Consider the following 20,449-nt stretch of genomic DNA (forward strand, 5'->3'; position numbering starts at 1 on the left):
TTCCTTTCTTTTTCTTCTTATAATTTATAATCCCATTGTTTCAAAGCAAAATCCCAGTTCTTTTCTACCAATTGAATCGTACGGTCGTCATATTTATATTTATTCTTCTTATATCCCTTCTTTCCGCCCACGTATTTTTCTATATCGCTACGTGCTTCAGCAAATCCGGGGATAGAAAGAGACTTATAAATAGTTTCCGTCATGCCCATCGCATCCGCTTCGAAATCTTCAAATTTCACTTCCATCAGGTTACCTTCCGGAATAAACTTCTTATCCGATTCATACTTATGATAAAGCTTTGCATAGATAGAAAGGATATTTTCCTCCAATTGTTCATTGCTAACATCCTGCAATTTCAACGGCTGAATCGTATTTGTAAAGAAACTGCGTGTAGATTCGAATACAGTATACGGGTTACGCACCAGGTAGATAAACTTAGCATTCGGGAACATTTTCACCAATTCCTTCACCCTTCCGGTATGCGGAGGGTTCTTACTAAGAAATTGAGTACCGTGAGTATTCCACAAAGAAATCTTAATCAATTTAGTGAACACCTCTTCAAACACCTTCAATTCGGCATCCGTTATGTCATCAAACAAAAGATATTTATCAGCGTACTCCTGCTGATACTTCGGCAGAAACCAGAAATTATAATAGGTATAAGGCATCATGTTCGACAAAGCAAACTCCTCTTCCTGGGGAAGATCCACTGCCAGTTCCATATTATCCGTCGGACGCTTATCCGGCATCAGCCAACTCATATTCTTTTTGAAGAAAGGTTGTCCCCACATCATCAGATGAGGAAATACAGTCTGATAAGTAGTGTTATACCCAAAATGCTTATCACAAGAGAATACATTATGTACAAACGTAGTTCCGCTTCGCCAGTGTCCCAGGATAAATACCGGGTCATGCTCCAACGGCTGATTAGCGAGCAGTTTCTCGTAACGCTTGTCCTGCAATGACGCCAATGGAGAAAGCAAGCGACACACAGCCTTGGTCAATCGATATTTCCCCTTGTAGGCTGCATCAATTTCACGACCGGCAGTAATAGCCTTGAATGTCTTCCAGTCGGCACCTACCAATGTATTAATCGGAAGTTTATTAAATTCGAGTAATCCCACTTTATTAATTAAAAATTAAAAATCGAAAATTAGAAATGACAGTAAAACCATCATTTCCAACTTCCAAATTATTGTTTAACAATCTATTTTATTAGTCGTACGGCCAAGCCCTGGCGTTCCAACTCCTTCACTGCTTTTTCTACCGCTTCATAATGTTCCGGAGCAATTCCCAGCTTCGTCATATCCAATACCGGCACATCTTCCGTGTCACTCATATCTTTCATTTCCACCCGGTCGATAATCATACCTACCGCAGAAGTATTATTGGTGATCGGGTCAATCAAGATAAAGGAACCGCACGATTTATTTTTCTTATAAGGATCAAAGAACAGCTCTTTAGCCGTAGTCAATACCACGCGGGCAATCTGATTCAATTGCAAAGGCAAAGTCTCTTTGGTCAACTGGCCATTCTCCAGAGACAGATGTTCCATTGTATTCACATCCACCTTATACTTTATTGTATCGATGCGCGTACGGCTCAAATTGGTAGTCTGTTTAATAAAGAACGATTTATTAATATCCATCGGTTCTTCATCCATCCAAACCATCATCGCTTCAAAGTTACGATCCACAGTCGGCAGATTGTCAGGATGCACCAACATTTCACCACGTGACACGTCGATTTCATCTTCCAGCGTCAATGTCACAGACTGCGGTGGGAAAGCATAATCCAACTCTCCGTCATAAGTCACGATACTCTTCACCTTAGATGTTTTTCCGGAAGGAAGTGCCATCACTGTATCGCCTTTGCGAACAATACCCGACGCCACTTTACCGCAGAATCCTCTGAAGTCCAAATTCGGACGAAGCACATACTGAACCGGGAAACGGAAATCCGTAAAGTTGTGGTCATTGTCGATATGAACCGTTTCAAGGAAATCAAGTAAAGAAATCCCCTTATACCACGGAGTACGTTCAGACTTATCCACCACATTATCCCCATCCAATGCAGAAAGAGGAATGCAGTTTACGTCCGGAATACCCAGCGGAGTAACAAACGTCTTATAGTCAGCCACAATCTCATTAAAACGCTCTTCCGAGAAGTCCACCAAGTCCATCTTGTTGACAGCCAATACCACATGCTTGATCCCCAGCAAAGACACCAGAAAAGTGTGACGACGAGTCTGGGTAATCACTCCCGTGCGGGCATCCACCAAGATGATAGCCAGGTTTGCCGTAGATCCGCCGGTAATCATGTTACGTGTGTATTGTTCGTGTCCCGGAGTATCCGCGATGATAAACTTACGACCATTAGTAGAAAAATAGCGATAAGCCACATCAATTGTAATTCCCTGTTCACGTTCAGCCTTCAAACCATCCAGCAATAACGCATAGTCGATATGCTCACCTGCATTTCCTACACGCTTACTATCACGTTCCAGTGCATCCAGTTGATCTTCATACAATTTCTTACTGTCAAACAACAAGCGTCCGATCAATGTTGATTTTCCGTCATCCACCGAACCCGCCGTCAACAGTCTCAATAAGTCTTTCTGTTCATCCTTGTCCAGAAAAGCTTTTATATCTAATTTATTATCTGCCATTACTAGTTACAATTAAAAGTATCCTTCACGTTTCTTTTGTTCCATACTACCCTCCTGGTCAAAGTCAATCACACGGGTAGTACGCTCACTCTTGGTGGTAGTCATCATTTCTTCCACAATCTCTTCGATTGTAGCAGCTCCGCTTTCCACTGCCCCAGTCAGAGGCCAGCAGCCCAACGTACGGAAACGCACCATCTTCATTTCAATCTGATCCCGGTACTTTTCAGGCAAACGCTCATCATCTGCCATAATAATATTACCATCCAAATTAATCACCGGACGTTCCTTAGCATAATAAAGCGGAACAATCGGAATATTCTCCAGACGAATATACTGCCAGATGTCCAACTCTGTCCAGTTACTAATCGGGAATACACGGATACTTTCCCCCTTGTGCACACGGGCATTATAAATATCCCACAATTCAGGACGCTGATTTTTCGGGTCCCATTGATGAAATTTATCCCGGAAAGAGAAAATACGTTCCTTCGCGCGTGACTTTTCCTCATCGCGGCGGGCCCCACCAAATGCTGCATCAAACTTATATTTATCCAGCGCATGAAGCAATGCCTGCGTCTTCATCAAGTCTGTATGCACTTTACTTCCATGCGTAAAAGGTCCTACCCCTGCATGAAAAGCCTCCATATTACTTTCCACGATCAGATTCCATCCGTACTTCTTCGCATATTCATCACGGAACTGAATCATCTCCTTGAATTTCCATTTCGAGTCGATGTGCATCAATGGGAATGGCACTTTACCCGGATAAAACGCTTTTTCAGCCAAGCGTACCATCACCGAAGAATCCTTTCCGATACTGTAAAGCATCACCGGATTCTCAAATTCCGCCGCCACCTCGCGGATGATATGAATAGACTCGGCTTCGAGTTCCTTCAAGTGGCTTAATTTATATTCTTCCATTATTTTTAAAATTATGAATTACGAATTATGAATTTGCTGATAACCGCATACTAATTCTTCATCCCTAATTCCTCATTCTTCATTTTATACTCTTCACTTTTGGCAAAACAAGCTCCAACAAACGGTTCACCGATTCCTCCAAAGTCAATTTGGAAGTATCCAGTGACAAAGCCGGATGTTCCGGAACCTCGAATGGTGCGGAAATTCCTGTAAAATTCTGAATCTCCCCTTTCCGTGCCTTCGCATATAAGCCTTTCACATCACGTTTCTCACACTCCTCCAACGGAGTGCTAACGAAAATTTCCAGAAAATCATCCTTACCGATAATATTCGCAGCCATTTCGCGAATATCATTATTAGGGCTGATAAATGCAGCAATCGTAATGATGCCACTATCCAAAAACAGCTTAGACACTTCAGCTATACGACGAATATTTTCCACCCGGTCCGTTTCGGAAAATCCCAGGTTATTATTAATTCCACTACGGATATTATCCCCATCCAAGATACGGCAAAGCAATCCGCGCTTATGGAGTTCACGTTCCAATGCAATAGCAATCGTGCTCTTTCCGGAACCGCTCAATCCGGTAAACCAGATCATCACACTGTGTTGCCCTAAAAGTTCTTCTTTATCCTGCCGCGTCATCATGCGGTCAAATATCGGATATATATGGTTCTTTTCTTCCATTTACAGATTTATTTATTAAAAGTTCCAGATCAATGGGATCAGGATAATAGATATTAAGAAAGTTATAATATTAAGCGGCAAACCGATACGTACAAAATCCGTAAACTTATAGTTACCGATACCTTGCACAATCAGATTCGTTTGATAACCGATAGGCGTTGAAAAGCTGGCAGATGCAGCCATACAAATCACCACAAAGAAGGGCGTCGGACTTACCCCTAATTGCGCAGAGATTGACAATGCCAAAGGAAAAGCCAAAGCCGCTGCTGCATTATTAGTAATCAATTCCGTAAACAAATTCGTGATAATAAATACCATGGCGAGCAATACGTGCGGACCATAATCATCACTCAATCCGATAATAAACTTCGCAACGCTATCCGCCACACCGGAGTTCACCATCGCCTTACTGATAGCAAATGCACAAGCAATCGTAATCAATATATCCCACGAAATATATTTAGTGTATTTACGGGCAGGGAACAGATTTGTCCATGCCATAATAATAGTAGTAATAGACACAAAGAAAAACATATCCAACTTGATACCCGGAAACATCTCCTTTGTTATCGGAAGCTCACCCACCGTTGCGCCCACAATCATCAGAACCAATAACAGCAAAGCAAACCAACGTTTTTTCTTTCCGGTAGTATCCGGTTCATTTCCATTCGTCAACAAGACAAACACAGAAGACTCACCCCACGTAGGAATAAATGTATCATCAGCCATCACAACTAACGTATCTCCTTCATGAAGCACCACATCATCCAGATTTGTTACGAAACGCTGTCCATTACGCGTCTTGATTTCTTTTACTTCGGCACCATAATGACGTTGAAAATTAAAATCTTTCAGCTTTTTATTAATACCGGGAAAGCGAGCCCCCAAAACAGCCTCTACCCGATGCAACTTCTCCCCCTCTTCTACTTCTTCATCCGGCACAGCCGTGTCCGGACGCGCATCCGGCAAAAGACGCTTGGAAAAAAGAAATATATAAATAATTCCGGCAATAGCGATGAATATTCCCACCTTTCCGAGTTCGAACATGGAGAAGCCTTCAAATCCGGCTTCCAATATCATTCCATGCACCACCAGGTTAGTAGAAGTACCGATCAATGTACAGATACCTCCCAAAATAGTCACATAAGAAAGAGGAATCAGGAACTTCGTAGCCGGGAGATTCACCGATTTAGCCCAATGCTTGATAATCGGAGCAAAAATAACCACGACAGGCGTATTATTCAGAAAGGCAGAAATAAAAGCCACCGAAGGCAAGATACGCAACTGTGCTTTAAACACCGTTGTCTTTCCCTGCGGAAGCAACTTCTTAATCACTTGTCCCAGTGTACCCGACTGACGAATACCTTCACTCACCAAAAACAGCAGAGCAACGGTAATCATCCCTTTATTACTAAACCCTTCCAGCATCTCCTTAGGAGTCAGAATGCCGGCACACAGAAACAAAACCACTACCGAAAAAAGTATCATGCCCGGACGCATCTTGTCTGCTACCAAAGCCGCTACCATTCCTAATAGGGATAATAGTACAAATACAATTTCAAATGTCATATAAACATTATTTAGTGTTCTCTTTTTGGCTCAACAACAAACCACGGATTCAATAAATCCTCCTTGTTATATCGTAGAGGTTCTTCCTTGCCAGCCTGATATACTTCCATCCCTGCGGCACGGGCTATCGCATGCCCTGCAGCCGTATCCCACTCCATCGTCGGAGCGAAACGCGGATATACATCAGCCTTTCCTTCAGCAACCAGACAGATTTTAATAGAACTTCCACTCGAAATCAACTCCACACTGCCGTGTTTCTTCTTTAAATCTGCAATATATGATTCTGTTTCAGGCGACAGGTGCGAACGTGAAGCAACCACAATCAGATGATCGTGCACTTCCTTCAAAGGTAACCGTTCCGATTTCGCAACCAGTTCTTCCAATGCCACGCCGTCACCTTCCCAACTGACAATACCGGAACATTTATAAGCCCCTGCACCTTCAATCCCGAAATAAAGTTCTTTTTTCACAGGCACATAAATAACACCGAACACAGGCACAGAATTCTGCACCAAAGCGATATTTACCGTAAATTCTCCATTACGCTTAATAAACTCCTTCGTTCCATCCAGCGGATCTACAATCCATAAAGTATCCCACTCACGTCGAGTCTCATACCCTAAATGCTTCCCTTCTTCACTAAGAACAGGAAAAGGAGTATCATTCAGAATAGCCACAATTGCTTCATGCGCTTTTCTGTCTGCTATAGTTAGCGGAGAGTTATCGGCCTTTCTCTCTATTTCAAAGTCCGATGCCGGATCATTATAAATAGAAAGAATCTTTTCACCTGCTTTTAAAGCCGCGTCGATAGCAGCCATTACATATTTTTGTTCCATTCAATCTCTAAATTAATGCCCTATTCACATTCAGGCAATACATTCTCCAAATTAAGAATTGACAAAAGTAAAAACTTTCTTTGCTATAAAAGTTTCCCTCCTATCATTTATAACTTCTTTTAGTAGAAAGATAAAAATATCTAAACGAAGAAGTCACTCATTTTCAATAAAAAAGCAGTAACTTCCCAGTTACCGCCTTCTTATTCGGAAAAAAACGTTCGTTCTTTCCAATATATATTACCAAAAAGAAATCAATATACGCGATACAGCAACCAAGCACCCTGGAAATCCGAACGGTTCGGATATTTAGCCTTGAATGCGTCGCGAGCTTCAGCAGCAGCAGCCTTATCAGCAAATGAATTCACGATAACGCGATACATTGCCTTGTCAGCATTAAATGCAATCGTAGAGTGATATCCTTGTCCATCCAACCAATCTTTCAGGCCTTCAGCATTCGCTTTCACACCAAAGCTACCTGCTACGATGCTATAATCTTTCAACCCTTCGTTGCCGGAAACCACTGTAACCTTTTCCTGACGAACGCCGGATGTATCTGCCACTTTAGTAGTTGTCACAGGAGCTGCAACCACCGGAGTTACTTCTACCGGAGCTTCCACCTGCGGTTCTGCCAATTCTTGTTGTTTCGCTTTTTCGTAAGCTTTCTTATAGGCACTTTCGCTGGATTTACAAGATGCAAATGCTAGCACCAAGCATACTCCCATTCCTAATACGACTAATTTTTTCATAATCCTATACTCTGTTTTAATTAATAATTCAATATTTTCGTCTATTACATTTAGTTTCGGGCAACAAAATAATAGAAATTTTATCATCCGGCAAAGAAATCCGTCAAAAAAACATCTATTCCGGCTTTTTCTTATACGAAATAGTACCCGTTGCCTGATAAGTAGGCATCAAAAGTACCTCCGCAATCTGAATATGCGCAGGAGCCGACGCGGCAAAATAAACTGTTTCCGCAATGTCATCTCCCGTCAACGGACGAATCCCTTTATAAAAATTATCGGCAGCTTCCTTATCTCCCCGATAACGCACCACTGTAAAGTTTGTCTCCACCATTCCCGGTTTGATGTTCGTCACTCTCAACGGAGTATCCACCAAATCAATCCGGAGTCCGTCCGAAAGAGCCTTCACGGCAGCTTTCGTTGCGCAATACACACTCCCACCCGGATAAGCGGCATCACCGGCAATAGATCCGATATTAATAATATGTCCGCGCCCGCGTTCTACCATACCGGGAACCACCAAACGCGTCATTGCCAGCAATCCTCTTATATTCGTATCGATCATGATATCCCATTCATCCAGGTTACCCTCGAATTCCTTATCCACACCGATCACCAGCCCGGCGTTGTTCACCAACACATCAATCGCCTTCCATTCTTCGGGCAATGATTCTAAAGAGGCGGCAGCCAGCTTCCGGTCGCGCACATCAAAGGGCAATATATAGACCCGTACACCATGCGTCGCTTCCAGTTCAGCTTTCAGTTCTTCCAGTTTCGAAACGGTACGGGCATTCAGAATCAGATTCCATCCCTCCTTCGCAAATTTACGGGCACAACCTTCGCCAATTCCGCTACTGGCACCGGTTATAAAAACAATCTTAGCTTCCATTATGTTTTGATTTACAATATTCGAAAACAAAAGTACGCCTTAACCTTCAAAGGTTAGCTACGAAAGTCAGTTAAATAAGATTAAACCATAAAAGAAAAAAAGAATTATAAAACGTAGCAAAAAATTTCAGTTTTCACGAACAACCTTTCCATAAAAATGTTATATTTGTTGTATCATAATCATTTTAAACATTATACATTATGAAAGGATTGAATGTTTTAGCAGCTTTTCTGGGTGGTGCAGCCGTAGGCGCAGCCCTTGGTATTTTATTTGCTCCTGAAAAAGGAGAAGACACCCGTCACAAAATCGCAGAGATTCTTCGTAAAAAGGGAATCAAACTGAATCGCAGCGAAATGGAAACTCTCGTTGATGAGATTGCTGCGGAGATGAAAGGAGAAATAGCAGAATAAGTGAGTAATCAAAGACTAAAAACAGAGCGACCATGTTTGCAGACGATAAAAGTATTGAGAATTTTCAGCAGTTGTTTTTCGAGTTCAAGAAATATCTAGAGCTTCAAAAAGAATATACCAAATTAGAATTGACGGAGAAGTTAACCATACTTTTTTCCACGTTAATTATGATATTAATACTTATTATCCTTGGCATGGTGGCTCTGTTTTATCTGCTTTTTGCTCTTGCTTATATATTGGAGCCTTTAGTGGGCGGTCTGATGTCGAGTTTCGCCATCATTGCAGGCATCAATGTTGTTCTCATCGCCCTGGTTATTATTTTCCGCAAGCAGCTCATCATTTCTCCGATGGTGAACTTCCTCGCTAATTTATTTTTAACTGATTCAAATAAATAAATTATGAATGCGCAGACCCCGCAGAAATTTACATTAGAAGAGATTGCCGAACGTAAAAAAAAGCTTTTAAATGAGATCCATGCTCAAAAAAAGGCCATGACAGCTACTACACGCGAAATATTTGCCCCACTTGCTCCGGCAACCAATAAGGCGGATGCAATCATGCGTTCGTTCAATACCGGTATGGCTGTATTCGATGGCGTAGTGATGGGAATCAAGATTATGCGGAAGATACGGGCGTATTTTAGGAATTTGAAATAAAAGGAACTACTCTTCCACTATCCATTTTTCTATATTTCTTGTTTGCGAACTAAAGTTCACACCCACTTTAAAAAGCTTACGATTATCCGCTTCAAAAGGAAGTGAATAATGTTTCTCATTAATCTGTTTCAGGGCTTCTTCTGCCGTACCATTCAGTTTAAATTCCATGACATATATAAATTTATCCGTTTGCAACACAAGGTCGATACGCCCTTCGCTTGTATGATATTCCACTTTAGTATAAAAGCCCACGAGTTTGAAAACGATAAAAAGCACATTTTCGTAATGTAACTCCTGCTCGCGAATCACGTCATAACCAGTGTCCGCAAAGAAACTTTGCAGCCGTCGGAAGAAAGAGTTATAGTCACCGGAACGTACTTCACGGACAAACTTCTGAATTTCAAAAGGAGACTCCACCTTATTTACGTTCGCATAATAAGGAAGTAAGAAACGGACAAACCCCTCTTCCACTTCACGATTCGGAAAACCTAAACGGTATATGCCAAACTCTTCGTCATACCCCTTAATGGTAAGATATCCGCTCTGATAAATCACTGGAATGGGATTACTAGATTCCGAGTCGATACTGTTCAACACCTGTTCGTCTGTTTCCTCATGAGCCATCCGTTCCAAATCATAGTGATGCTTCTTCAACAAGTTCACTAGATAAGTGGGTGTCCCCGTCTCAAACCAGTAGCTGCCGAACTTCATCTTATCAAACGTGTTCAACAGACTGAAAGGGTTATAGATCCCGATGGTATGTTCCATAAAGTGGTAACCATCATAACATTCTTTCAATTCTGCGCACACCTGCTCATAACTCATCTTCTGCTTTTCTGCCAACTGATGCAATTCCTCCTCCAGGTTGTCATGTATTTCTTTCTCCGTGATGCCGCAAATATCCACAAAGCGTTCATCCATTGAAATATCCTTCAAGTTATTCAAGTCGCTGAACACGCTCACCTTGCCAAATTTTGTCACCCCGGTCAACAACGCAAACTTGATGCAGCCGTCCATCGTCTTCAAAGCTCCGTAGAAAGGCTTCAACGTATCCCGGAATTGCTTCTGTAAGTCCTCATTGCCAATGGCCTGCAGCATCGGCTTGTCATATTCATCCACCAGAATAACTACCCGTTGTCCGGTCTTCTGGCAAGCACGCTCTATAATACCGGCAAAGCGTAGGGAGAACGAACGTTCCGATGGTTCGGCACCATAAAGTTTTTCCCAAGCGGTCAACGATTTATCTAGAATATTATCCAGACTCTCCAAAGCATCATACTTCTCGATATTAAGGTCAAGATGCAAAATTGGATGTTCTATCCAATCTTTTTCGAGCTTCTCCACCATCAGTCCCGTAAACAGTTCCTTCTTCCCTTGAAAATATGCTTCCAAAGTAGAGATCAGCAGACTCTTTCCAAAACGTCGCGGACGACTCAAAAAGTAATAACTCCCGGTCTTTACCATTTGATACATCAAGGCCGTTTTATCAACATAGAAATAACCGTCTTGACGGATTTTCTCGAAGTTCTGGATACCAATAGGATATATTTTATTGCTCATACATGTACAACCTTTTAATTATGGTGCATACAAATATACAGCTTTCATTCTATAACACAAAGCTAGCAGTGATTTTAATTCTATGATAGAAAAAACTTTTAGATGAGCTATATTCAGGAACAGAAGTTGCAAGCGTATTTCAATTAGAATCTTATATTCTTGGGATTTATTCGAGCATCTTCAAGTGATAATATAATAATATCTTCTCCTTGAACTGAATAATATAATTTACTTAATGGAGTAACTAAACATTGTCGCACAATCATATTATCTTATATATAAGGAAAAGTGAAAGGATTTATTTCTATAATTTTAAAACAATGTTTTAACTCTGCAATATTTTTTTTGCTGCGACTGAAATCCCCACTCAATTAATAAAAAATCAATTACCGAATCAATGCGTTCCTCTGCTCTAGGAGATATAATGAGATTATACTGACTCATTTCTCATACTTATTCATAAAAGAAGAAATACTACGACATTCTCCCCTCTTATACTGTTCTAATCCAATACGGATATCTTCTTTCACATAATCAGGTGTCTCTTAAAACTCAATCCATTTTCCTCTTTTTATTTCTATAAATTTTAAATAGAAATAAAGTATCAAACATCATACCCTCTAAAAGCAATATATCAACGATCTTCACAGACAGTTGATATATTTAGAATACATATCAGCATTTTGCTAATATGAGGGGGACAGATCAGGAATATACCGCTGTATTTTTCCCAACCTGCAAAATGTAGGGGGATTCATGTGTGTAGCATGAAGTTAGGGACCTACATGTATCGTTATATTATAAGCTAATAATCTTCAGGAGCTATTTTTAGAAAATAGCTAGTTACTCTGCACAAATCAGCAACCAATCTCATTTAATTGCCATTATCCTTTCAATAATGCCAACACAAACTGTGGTACTTTCCATGCCATCTTCTCTAATTTAGTCAGAGTAGGCCATAGACCGTGAGAGGAATACACTCTAATGTCTTCTCCCCACATTTTCTTACGCTTAGCACTATCGGTAGAAAGTCCGCCCATGCGCATACGTACAACATACTCTTTCAAATAAGTAACAGAAAGTCCGCCCGTCATCAGATAACGCACCAACAGTTCACTATCCGCAGCAATCTTATAACTTTCGTTATAGAGACCTAGTCTCATCATTACCTCGCGGCGAATATAACAAGTAGGATGTAATGGAAGCCAGCCATGGCGTACCTTCCATAAACGATAATCACCGCCAATCCAGTTACGTACCACCTTGTCTGTATTATCAGGATTCACAAAAAGTCCATCACCATACAGAAAATCTGCTCGAGTAGTCTTCATGTGTTCCACAATGCGGCTTATGACCCCATTATCATAGAAGAAATCATCCGAATGTAGTAATCCAATTACATCACCTGTAGCCACACGAATTCCCTTATTGATGGCTTCATACATTCCATGATCGGGCTCCGAGATAATAGTTGAGATACGACCTTCATATTCTCTAATAATCTCTAACGAACCATCCGTACTCGCCCCATCTACAACAATAAACTCTATGTTATTATAATCTTGTGCCAAGACACTCTCTATGGCACCACGAATCGTCGCCGCACGATTAAAGCACGACGTTATTATAGATACTTTCATAAGATTCTATTTTGAACTCGCTAATTATTGTCATCTCGGAAACCACTCCTGCAGTTTCTTCTCAATCAGTTTCTGTGCGTCTCCTTTCTCTATTTGCTTAAACTCAAATGTTTTTGCCTGTTCCATTTTTGCAGCAAGCTCCCTTTCGTCAAATACCCCTAGCACACATCCCAAAGTATCCAATTTCCTAATTAATTGAAACTGGTCATGGATATGCTCTACCTTGTCATATCTTGGTATCACAACTATTCTTTTCCTCAATTCCATCGCTTCCGATATTGCTCCCCAACCACCTTGAAGTATTAATATATCAGCTCTAGAAATATACCCCTTCATCTGCTCCTTTGTACAAAATTTAAAAGCTTTCGCATGTTTGTAGGGATAATCTGTATACCCAGTTTGTACTATTACCTCATCCTTAGTTATAGCTGCCCATTCATCCACGGCTTTTGCCATACGATTGAAGGCTATGTTCATTGTACCTAAACTAGCAAAAATCATAAAACACCACAACAAATTGAATTAGGGAATAATTGCCGCATCTCTTCCCATTGGACCAAAAACAGATCACTATACCGTTCTATCCATACGGGAGTTTTAGAAGCATGTGTCACATCAGCAGCCGAATTAACAAATATCACTTTTGTCCCCAACAGTTTTTTTGCGAAAAAAACCGTAGGTACAGTCACACCAGCTCCTGTAGTAATGATTACATCTGGGCGTTTCACCAGCACCCAGAATATTGCTTGCAAACAGTTCACTATCAGTGTCCATTTCTTTGCTGGTTGAAAATTCACTAAAAATACATGTTCCTTGTCTGCCATAAAAGCTTTAGTTGATGTCGTTTTTAAGGTAAGCCAATAGCAATCCCATTGCTCGGGAATAGCACCGATAGCCAATTGTAGCTCACGTAAATGCCCGCCTGCCGAACAAGCTAAACAGATTTTAGGAGATTTATGCAACATAAGAGCCACCATAATAATGATTATTCACCATAAATATTTCTTTCTTTTATAAATCTTGCAGGGTTACCTGCATAAATGCCAAAATCAGTAGTATTTTTGGTAAGTACTGCGCCAGCACCAACAACCGAATATCGACAAAGATGTAATCCTGGCAGAATTATGGCTCTTGCTCCAATAAACACATCATTGTCAATAACCACATCACCTACAACCAGAGGTAATTTATTATCAGATAAATCATGGGATCCATTACATATATAAGCATACTGCGCTATGGTTACTCTCTCTTTTATAATAACAGGTCCCAAATTATATATTTCGCTTCGAGTCGCTATACAAGACCTATCTCCTACGGTTAAAAGCCATGGGGCATATATACGGGCAGTAGGCGCAATAAAAGGATGACCACTAATATGTGCCCCAAACAACTTCAATAGAAATATATGCCACCGATAAAAAGGCTTTGGCAGCCACCTTACAAAAAGCGTCCAAACCACTTCCCATATACGAATCATGATTGCTTCTTTCTTTGGCCATGGGCTAGAATACGCATCACGTTGGTTTTTATTTTTATGATAAAGCTTACTCACCACCTAATACTTTTTTAAAAATACTCATATACATATCAGACACTCTACTCACACTAAAACCTGCAGACTTTTTAATTGCTTTCGCTGACATTTCTGAATACATTTTTTCATCTGATAATAAGCGCATTAAACAATTAGCTAACAATTCATCACATCGTACATCAGTATGATCAAAGACCAATCCGTTCTCATTATCCACTATAAAGTCCTTAAAACAATCTAAATTCGAAACAATAGGAACCAATCCTAAGCCCATTGCCTCAAGAGGGGCTACACCGAATGTCTCACCTAATCCAGCTATAGAAGGATAGCAAAAAATATCACCTTTACGTATTTCTTTTGCCAACAAACTAGGTGAGAAAATAGGTTCCACCCATGTTATCCTGTATCCTCTTACCAAAGATTCTAAATAATCTACATAGTCTTCACCGCTACCTCCGTCTTCTATTTTCGTTGCACCAATTATCCGTAATCCAACAGATACCCCCACCTCATGGAGTCTTGTCACTGCTTTTACTAATATATCCAGTCCCTTTTCTTTATGTACTCTGCCAGAATAAACCACTTCCGGACTATCTGAAAGAGTTTTTACCATGTGTTCATTACAGAATATATGAGTATCAATCGGATTGGGTATGACACAAGCCCTAGATTTCATACTCGGACTCTGTTCTATTAATGCATTGTAAACTGCAGTTGACACACATGCCAAACTACTCATAGCAAAATACGCCCCCATCTGTTTCTTCGGAAATCGTGCCACATTATATAAAGCCCTACGATACTTCCATTTAAATAATAGACAAAGAATAGGGCTCCATATTGAATTAAGCACAAGCATATCACATTTAGGCATTTTACTTAATGCCTTTATTGAAAAAACAAAATCCAGAACAAAGTCTTTTACCCAAGATCCAGTTCTTTCATAGCCATGCAGAAGAAGATTATCATCCATAGAACTCTCTTTTAGTGGCTTCTTAGATATAAAGATGACTTGATGTCCCTTATTTCTCATATCTGTACCGATAGAGTACCATAATTTTTCCACTGCTCCAATAGCATATGGGGGTAGACAGCCAAAAGGCCCTGTTATTATATTTACTTTCATGTCAGCTCAATTATATTATGCAGCATCAAGCTAACTGATTATATAAAATAAGAGACAAGGGTGTCCTGTTGATATTTATTAACATCCTTTTCTTTATAAACTTTGCCGGATTCCCCCCCAACCACAGTCCATGATTCAACATCTTTAATCACTACTGCACGTGCTGCACATACAGCACCTTCTCCTACAGTCACTCCTTGTCCCACAAAAGCTTCGGCACACACCCAAGCCCTATCTTCAATCACTATCGAAGCATTGGTCTGATGATAACGTGAGTCGGTAATGTCATGTCCTGAAGTGCAAAGGAAAGCCCGCTGACTGACCGTAGCATTACGCCCAATCCGAATGGGTACTGTATTGTAGCAATCTACTCCCTCGGCCAAACAGGGGTAATCATCCATTGCCAGCAACCAAGATTGGAACACTTTAGCAATAGCATACACTGCAGCCGTAGATGCAATCTTTGCCCAAAAAGCACGAAGCAGCATACGTTTCCATCCCATTGCCATAGAGCGGGGAAACGGACGGGCAAGACAAGTCCAAACCATACTCCATATCAATCTGCGAAACTTATTCCTCTTCGAATATAGAGTTTTAAATCCCATCAAATCCTTTTTCATAAAATTGATTTATACATTTCCACAAACTCCTCTGCCACCTTACGTGCCGAATACTTCTCCTCTACCAGTTTACGACCATTACGTCCCATCTTCTCCAACTCATTTTCAGTAAGCGATAAAAAGTTACGAAGTGCTTGTACGGTTGCCTCTGTACCAACTTTCGTCCACCAGCCACACCGTCGACTCTCTAACTCACTCCATGGTGTACCCATTGTTGTTACCGCAGGTGTACCACTAGCTAATGCCTCTGCCACCACAATACCAAAATTCTCGCTATGTGTAGGTAATATAAAAAGATCCGCTTGACGGAATAATTCCCATTTACGATTACCATATACACCACCTTCAAAGAAGACTAGTTTTGATATACCAAGACGTTCTGTTAATTGCTTTAACTCATCAATGTAGATAGCATCTCCTTCACCAGCAATACGTATCACATACCCCTCTACCTGTTCCCTCAATTGAGCAACTGCCTCAAGAAGAAAATTAATTCCCTTCTTCACATGTACACGACTCAAGAAAAGAATCTCCTTATTCCGCTTCCATGATGACTTCATCTCTATATTCTCTACATCAATACCGTTAGCAATGATCTTAATCCTATTGTTATAGCCCAACTTCAGTAAATTCTCCTTCTCGCTTTCTGCAGTAGCGTGCAATACATCCGCCTTCATCACTGCCGCCTTTTGATAAAACCACAGTGCCGGTAATTTACGAGTCCAATAATGACGCGCCATAATCCACGGCTCTAACATACCATGAGGTGTTAGCACCACTTTATACCCCAATGCCTGTGCCCACTTTTGTATAAAGGCACAAGCAGGCATCCAACAACAGTTTACATGCACCACGTCAGGCTGTAATTGAGTTAACAATATTCTCCACTGTCGTTTCATCCCCATGAAGTTTCTAAATTCAGGAATGAAATACACCGTACAATTATCTATTACTACAGGATTCTCACTAGCATGGCTCACTACATAGAGTTCTACCAACCGTGTCAATTCTTTAGTCAATAACTGCATATAGGCAGTTGTACCACCTGAAGAACGGTCTAGACTAGGAATATAATGTATTACTTTCATAAGCGTTTATTTATAAATTTTGGACTATATAGTTCGCCACTGCTTTACCCGAGATGTAGTTTTTGCTCCATGTAATACGCTCATTTACCGTCTCCCTTATCCAATCTTTTTTTGCAATACAAACATCAGCCACGTTGCTTAAACTCTGTGCCTCTTCTAAAGTAAATATCATACCCTGTTGCTTATCTTTTAATAGATACGAAGCTCCACAATGATTACTTGTTATCACATATAGTCCAAGTATCAACGCCTCATTCACAACAGCTCCCCACCCATCATGCTTCGAAGGCAAAATCAGTACGTCATATTGTTGCATAATATCCGAGATCCTCTCCATCGGTTGCATACCATAAAGCACTACTTCTGTATTAGCCTGCATACTCATCTCCTCAATTTGTGCTCGCTTCTCACCGTCACCTACAATACCAAGCTCTAAATCAGTCTTTTGACACAACACTTGAAACATCTCCACCACATTCTTTCTATCTGACAAACTACCCACATAGAGTACCTTAAGCTTCTCTGAAGTCGGTATAGGATATATACGTTCTCTCCACTCTGTACAATATACAAAAGGTAATACTTTCCATTTTTTACTCCAAAAGCGATAATAAGGCACAAATTCATCGCCCATCACCAATAAATAGTCAAAATACTTTACGTATCGCCAATCTTTCAATGCAAATCTTAGTTTATGCAACCATAGTGGATGATTATAGAGTAATGGTGGCTCGGTTATTACTCCTCGCTTAAAAGAATAATTGAATGAGAGTTTCATCCATGGCACAATTTCAGGAAAAGCATTGATACCAGAAAAAAAACAAAACGTTTCAATACCTTTGCATTCCTCATATAGTCTTTGCACTACTTTCATAGTAGGAGTAATCAAAAACTCTATACCTTTTGTCTCAAGCAATTTTGATGTCTTCCATCCCATCAGCTTTCGATCATCGTAATCCACACGAGGAGCTATCACCACTACCCTATCAACATCTGTAAAAACTGACAGTTCTTCGATAAAAGGTATCTGATGCGGACTAATACAATTTTGGAAAAAAAATAAGTTCATTTCAAAACAAGATTTTGCAAATAAAAAAGATCATAACAAATAAGCTATTAACACATGAACATCAACTGAATGAAGACAGAATGACATCAAATATTATAAACAGATTCAAGCCCGTCACAATCAATACAAAAGAACAATACACTATAAACAAAAGTATCCAAAGAAAACATTTTCATGATTCAAAATTTAATTTGTACTTCTTCACCATATCCGGATAACATATTATATGAGAAATTAGAAGCCAAAATACAAAACCTATATAATAACCGACAGTTAATAAATACCCCTCAAAACAAGAATGCAAACACAGAAAAAGTAAAGAAATAACAAACAATTGTAACCTTCGATCATGTCTAATATATTTAAAAACTCGAGTTACTTTCTTTAGAATGAATAACATTATTATTGCACCTAAGGCACCTAATTGAAATAATATAGACAACCATCCGCTACCACTCTCCAATCGACCTTTATGAAGTACGCCTCTATACCAAGCCGTTGCAAATCCACTTCCAATAAGAGGAGATTCATTTAATTTATCAAACCCCTCTCCAAAATGGGCAGAGCGAGAACCATATTTTTCACCTTTTCCCCCTTCAAACTTATTTTGTATTTGAGTTGAATGCTCAAGATATACAGGAATCGATATTGTTGCAAGAAATCCTATAACTAACAAATACAATATTATTTTTTTTACATTTCTTGCATTGTATACAATGTATAACACCATGGTTATCACGGATGCAAAAAGAGCAGTACGAGAGGCAGCAACAACAGTGACATAAATAGACAGTAACAAAATAGACAACACAATACATCTGAAACATTTATTTTGTAACTGAAATAGACACCACAACAAAATAACATTAGCTAATCCTGCAATAGGAGCTAACCACATAGGATGATAATAAATAGCCGAAAAAGAGAGGTCAATATGTACCCCCTCCTGTGCAAAGGCATTTATGCCTTTTAGATAGCAATACATAGCTATCATTGATACAACAGGAAAAAATAATAAAATTACAGATAAAATTTTGCGTTCAAATAAGAAGACTTTTTTAGATACATAAAATGGTGCACAAATAAGCATCATCCCAGTAAACATAAGAATGCGATAATCGATATATAAATTTGAAAATACAGAAATATAGCAGGCTAAAAGAAGTAAGATATTTAGTTTTGAATATTTAATGGTAAAGGTTCCATATCTAATTTTGTAAAATGCCACATACCCAAATGCAATGAGTAATGTATATATACCAGGAAAAATAATTGAATTTGAACAAATAAGAAAAAAAGCCATTAAGGAAGGAAAACAATATTCCTTAATATCACGATTAATTATTACCAAGCTAAGACCCAACATATAATAATAAAATTTACTAGAAATTATGCACTCCTATATGGCTATAATACCCAATGTTCTACAAACACACATTTTCACCCTTCAATAGAACTGGCTGGAATTTTAGAATATTAGCACAATATTCTTTATAATCATTATCTGAAACAGCAGAAATTCTAGCAGAAATCTCTGAAAGCGATGTCACGGTAATACCAAGATTCTTCATCTCTACCAATTTCGCCATCGCCGAATCCTTCCATACTATTAATGGTAATCCAGCTAACACATATAACGAAAATTTATGAGGTGCAATAATTTTAAGATAACTCCCCCATGTACCAGAGCAGGTTTCTGTGGAATCTCCGTCCCAAACAAGTCCCCAACTCCCTTCTAAGTGACCAATCATATCAGGCTTAAAAACTCCTTTATACTCATATTTATTCTTCATAGCATTATTTGAGGAACAAGAACCATATACTATAAGATCTAAATCTTTATTCTCAAAAACAAAATCACTAAAAAACACGCTCTTATCTATATTACCTGCGAAACAAACCTGCTTACTTAACTGACGTGCTTCTTTATCTGGGACTGCAATATAAGGGAAACAACCTAAATAATGATATTTAATGCCCGGTCTCAATCGCTGCTCAAAATAAGTTTGCATTTCAGGTGTATGCACAATTATTTCATCAAAATTTGACAAAACCTTATTCTCAAAGCCCGATAGCTCCCCTTTTTCTCTTACAGAATTAATATCATGCAACAATGTTATCAGATATTTTTTTTTCAAGAAAGGAAAAATAAAATAAAGCATTTTAGGATTTAAGCTTGGATACTGAATCAACAATGTTGCACCATTAGGTAAATTGATAGCAAGACGAATCATTTTTAGGAATAAAACAACAATAAAAAGTAGCTTATTCTTATACCCTCTCAAAATGATAGGATATTCTTCATAACCATTTTGTAAAGCAATTTTATGTATATCTTGAGGAGCCTTAACACTTGCTCCACCACCTATTAAAGATTTACTAAGTTTATCATTTGCTATAGTTTTAATAATAAGTATGTATTTCTTCAT

Annotated in this window: 21 protein-coding genes and 1 pseudogene; 3 read left to right on the forward strand and 19 right to left on the reverse strand. The window is 39.4% G+C overall.

The window, feature by feature from the left end:
• Positions 1 to 17: 17 nt before the first annotated feature.
• The 8 genes from BSAG_RS02700 to BSAG_RS02665 all read right to left on the reverse strand — a co-directional run bounded on the left by BSAG_RS02700 (position 18) and on the right by BSAG_RS02665 (position 8,314).
• Positions 18 to 1,124, reverse strand: coding sequence for a sulfotransferase family protein (locus tag BSAG_RS02700; protein ID WP_004313241.1), 1,107 nt, complete (start codon positions 1,122 to 1,124; stop codon positions 18 to 20).
• Between the two features lie 83 nt (positions 1,125 to 1,207).
• Complete coding sequence (cysN, locus tag BSAG_RS02695) at positions 1,208 to 2,668, reverse strand: sulfate adenylyltransferase subunit CysN (RefSeq protein ID WP_004313240.1); 1,461 nt, start codon at positions 2,666 to 2,668, stop codon at positions 1,208 to 1,210.
• A gap of 12 nt (positions 2,669 to 2,680) precedes the next feature.
• Entirely contained in the window at positions 2,681 to 3,592 is a 912-nt protein-coding gene (cysD, locus tag BSAG_RS02690) for a sulfate adenylyltransferase subunit CysD (RefSeq protein ID WP_181981116.1), read from the reverse strand.
• A 76-nt stretch (positions 3,593 to 3,668) separates the two neighbouring features.
• Positions 3,669 to 4,277, reverse strand: coding sequence for an adenylyl-sulfate kinase (cysC, locus tag BSAG_RS02685; RefSeq protein ID WP_004313238.1), 609 nt, complete (start codon positions 4,275 to 4,277; stop codon positions 3,669 to 3,671).
• Between the two features lie 15 nt (positions 4,278 to 4,292).
• Complete coding sequence (locus BSAG_RS02680; RefSeq protein WP_004313237.1) at positions 4,293 to 5,846, reverse strand: SLC13 family permease; 1,554 nt, start codon at positions 5,844 to 5,846, stop codon at positions 4,293 to 4,295.
• Between the two features lie 11 nt (positions 5,847 to 5,857).
• Entirely contained in the window at positions 5,858 to 6,682 is an 825-nt protein-coding gene (gene cysQ, locus BSAG_RS02675) for a 3'(2'),5'-bisphosphate nucleotidase CysQ (RefSeq protein WP_008021977.1), read from the reverse strand.
• Positions 6,683 to 6,933: 251 nt separating this feature from the next.
• Positions 6,934 to 7,428, reverse strand: a complete 495-nt coding sequence (locus BSAG_RS02670; protein WP_004313235.1) for an SPOR domain-containing protein — start codon at positions 7,426 to 7,428, stop codon at positions 6,934 to 6,936.
• Between the two features lie 115 nt (positions 7,429 to 7,543).
• Entirely contained in the window at positions 7,544 to 8,314 is a 771-nt protein-coding gene (locus tag BSAG_RS02665) for an SDR family oxidoreductase (protein WP_004313234.1), read from the reverse strand.
• A 200-nt stretch (positions 8,315 to 8,514) separates the two neighbouring features.
• On the opposite strand from BSAG_RS02665, the gene BSAG_RS02660 reads away from it, so the two are divergent.
• The 3 genes from BSAG_RS02660 to BSAG_RS02650 are packed head-to-tail and all read left to right on the forward strand — an operon-like array spanning position 8,515 to position 9,380.
• A complete protein-coding gene (locus tag BSAG_RS02660; RefSeq protein WP_004297513.1) occupies positions 8,515 to 8,724 on the forward strand; it encodes a YtxH domain-containing protein in 210 nt (69 codons plus the stop codon).
• 32 nt (positions 8,725 to 8,756) lie between these two features.
• The gene (locus tag BSAG_RS02655) at positions 8,757 to 9,119 is read left to right on the forward strand and encodes a phage holin family protein (RefSeq protein ID WP_004313233.1); all 363 of its coding nucleotides are present in this window, start codon (positions 8,757 to 8,759) and stop codon (positions 9,117 to 9,119) included.
• Between the two features lie 3 nt (positions 9,120 to 9,122).
• Entirely contained in the window at positions 9,123 to 9,380 is a 258-nt protein-coding gene (locus BSAG_RS02650) for a hypothetical protein (protein ID WP_004313232.1), read from the forward strand.
• A gap of 6 nt (positions 9,381 to 9,386) precedes the next feature.
• On the opposite strand, the gene BSAG_RS02645 is transcribed toward BSAG_RS02650, so the two are convergent.
• From BSAG_RS02645 to BSAG_RS02595, 11 genes and pseudogenes are all read right to left on the reverse strand, one after another.
• Positions 9,387 to 10,940 carry an ATP-binding protein gene (locus BSAG_RS02645; protein WP_004313231.1) on the reverse strand — a complete coding sequence of 518 codons (1,554 nt, stop codon included), beginning with the start codon at positions 10,938 to 10,940 and terminating at the stop codon, positions 9,387 to 9,389.
• Positions 10,941 to 11,824: 884 nt separating this feature from the next.
• Complete coding sequence (locus BSAG_RS02640; protein ID WP_004313230.1) at positions 11,825 to 12,580, reverse strand: glycosyltransferase family 2 protein; 756 nt, start codon at positions 12,578 to 12,580, stop codon at positions 11,825 to 11,827.
• A 30-nt stretch (positions 12,581 to 12,610) separates the two neighbouring features.
• Positions 12,611 to 13,036 carry a glycosyltransferase gene (locus BSAG_RS02635; RefSeq protein ID WP_229129660.1) on the reverse strand — a complete coding sequence of 142 codons (426 nt, stop codon included), beginning with the start codon at positions 13,034 to 13,036 and terminating at the stop codon, positions 12,611 to 12,613.
• A gap of 41 nt (positions 13,037 to 13,077) precedes the next feature.
• Entirely contained in the window at positions 13,078 to 13,557 is a 480-nt protein-coding gene (locus BSAG_RS02630; RefSeq protein ID WP_004313228.1) for a hypothetical protein, read from the reverse strand.
• Between the two features lie 8 nt (positions 13,558 to 13,565).
• Positions 13,566 to 14,135, reverse strand: a complete 570-nt coding sequence (locus BSAG_RS02625; RefSeq protein WP_008997745.1) for a DapH/DapD/GlmU-related protein — start codon at positions 14,133 to 14,135, stop codon at positions 13,566 to 13,568.
• Positions 14,128 to 15,243, reverse strand: a complete 1,116-nt coding sequence (locus BSAG_RS02620) for a glycosyltransferase family 4 protein (protein ID WP_004313226.1) — start codon at positions 15,241 to 15,243, stop codon at positions 14,128 to 14,130. Before BSAG_RS02620 ends, BSAG_RS02625 begins: the two co-directional genes overlap by 8 nt.
• A gap of 25 nt (positions 15,244 to 15,268) precedes the next feature.
• A pseudogene (locus BSAG_RS02615) lies at positions 15,269 to 15,848 on the reverse strand (putative colanic acid biosynthesis acetyltransferase).
• An 11-nt stretch (positions 15,849 to 15,859) separates the two neighbouring features.
• A complete protein-coding gene (locus tag BSAG_RS02610; RefSeq protein WP_004313224.1) occupies positions 15,860 to 16,951 on the reverse strand; it encodes a glycosyltransferase in 1,092 nt (363 codons plus the stop codon).
• Between the two features lie 10 nt (positions 16,952 to 16,961).
• Positions 16,962 to 18,020, reverse strand: coding sequence for a glycosyltransferase family 4 protein (locus tag BSAG_RS02605; RefSeq protein WP_004313223.1), 1,059 nt, complete (start codon positions 18,018 to 18,020; stop codon positions 16,962 to 16,964).
• A 172-nt stretch (positions 18,021 to 18,192) separates the two neighbouring features.
• The gene (locus BSAG_RS02600) at positions 18,193 to 19,386 is read right to left on the reverse strand and encodes an O-antigen ligase family protein (RefSeq protein WP_004313222.1); all 1,194 of its coding nucleotides are present in this window, start codon (positions 19,384 to 19,386) and stop codon (positions 18,193 to 18,195) included.
• A gap of 58 nt (positions 19,387 to 19,444) precedes the next feature.
• Positions 19,445 to 20,449, reverse strand: a complete 1,005-nt coding sequence (locus tag BSAG_RS02595) for a hypothetical protein (RefSeq protein ID WP_008018133.1) — start codon at positions 20,447 to 20,449, stop codon at positions 19,445 to 19,447.

This window comes from Bacteroides sp. D1, from assembly GCF_000157095.2.
In the GTDB taxonomy this organism is placed as follows: Bacteria; Bacteroidota; Bacteroidia; order Bacteroidales; family Bacteroidaceae; genus Bacteroides; species Bacteroides xylanisolvens.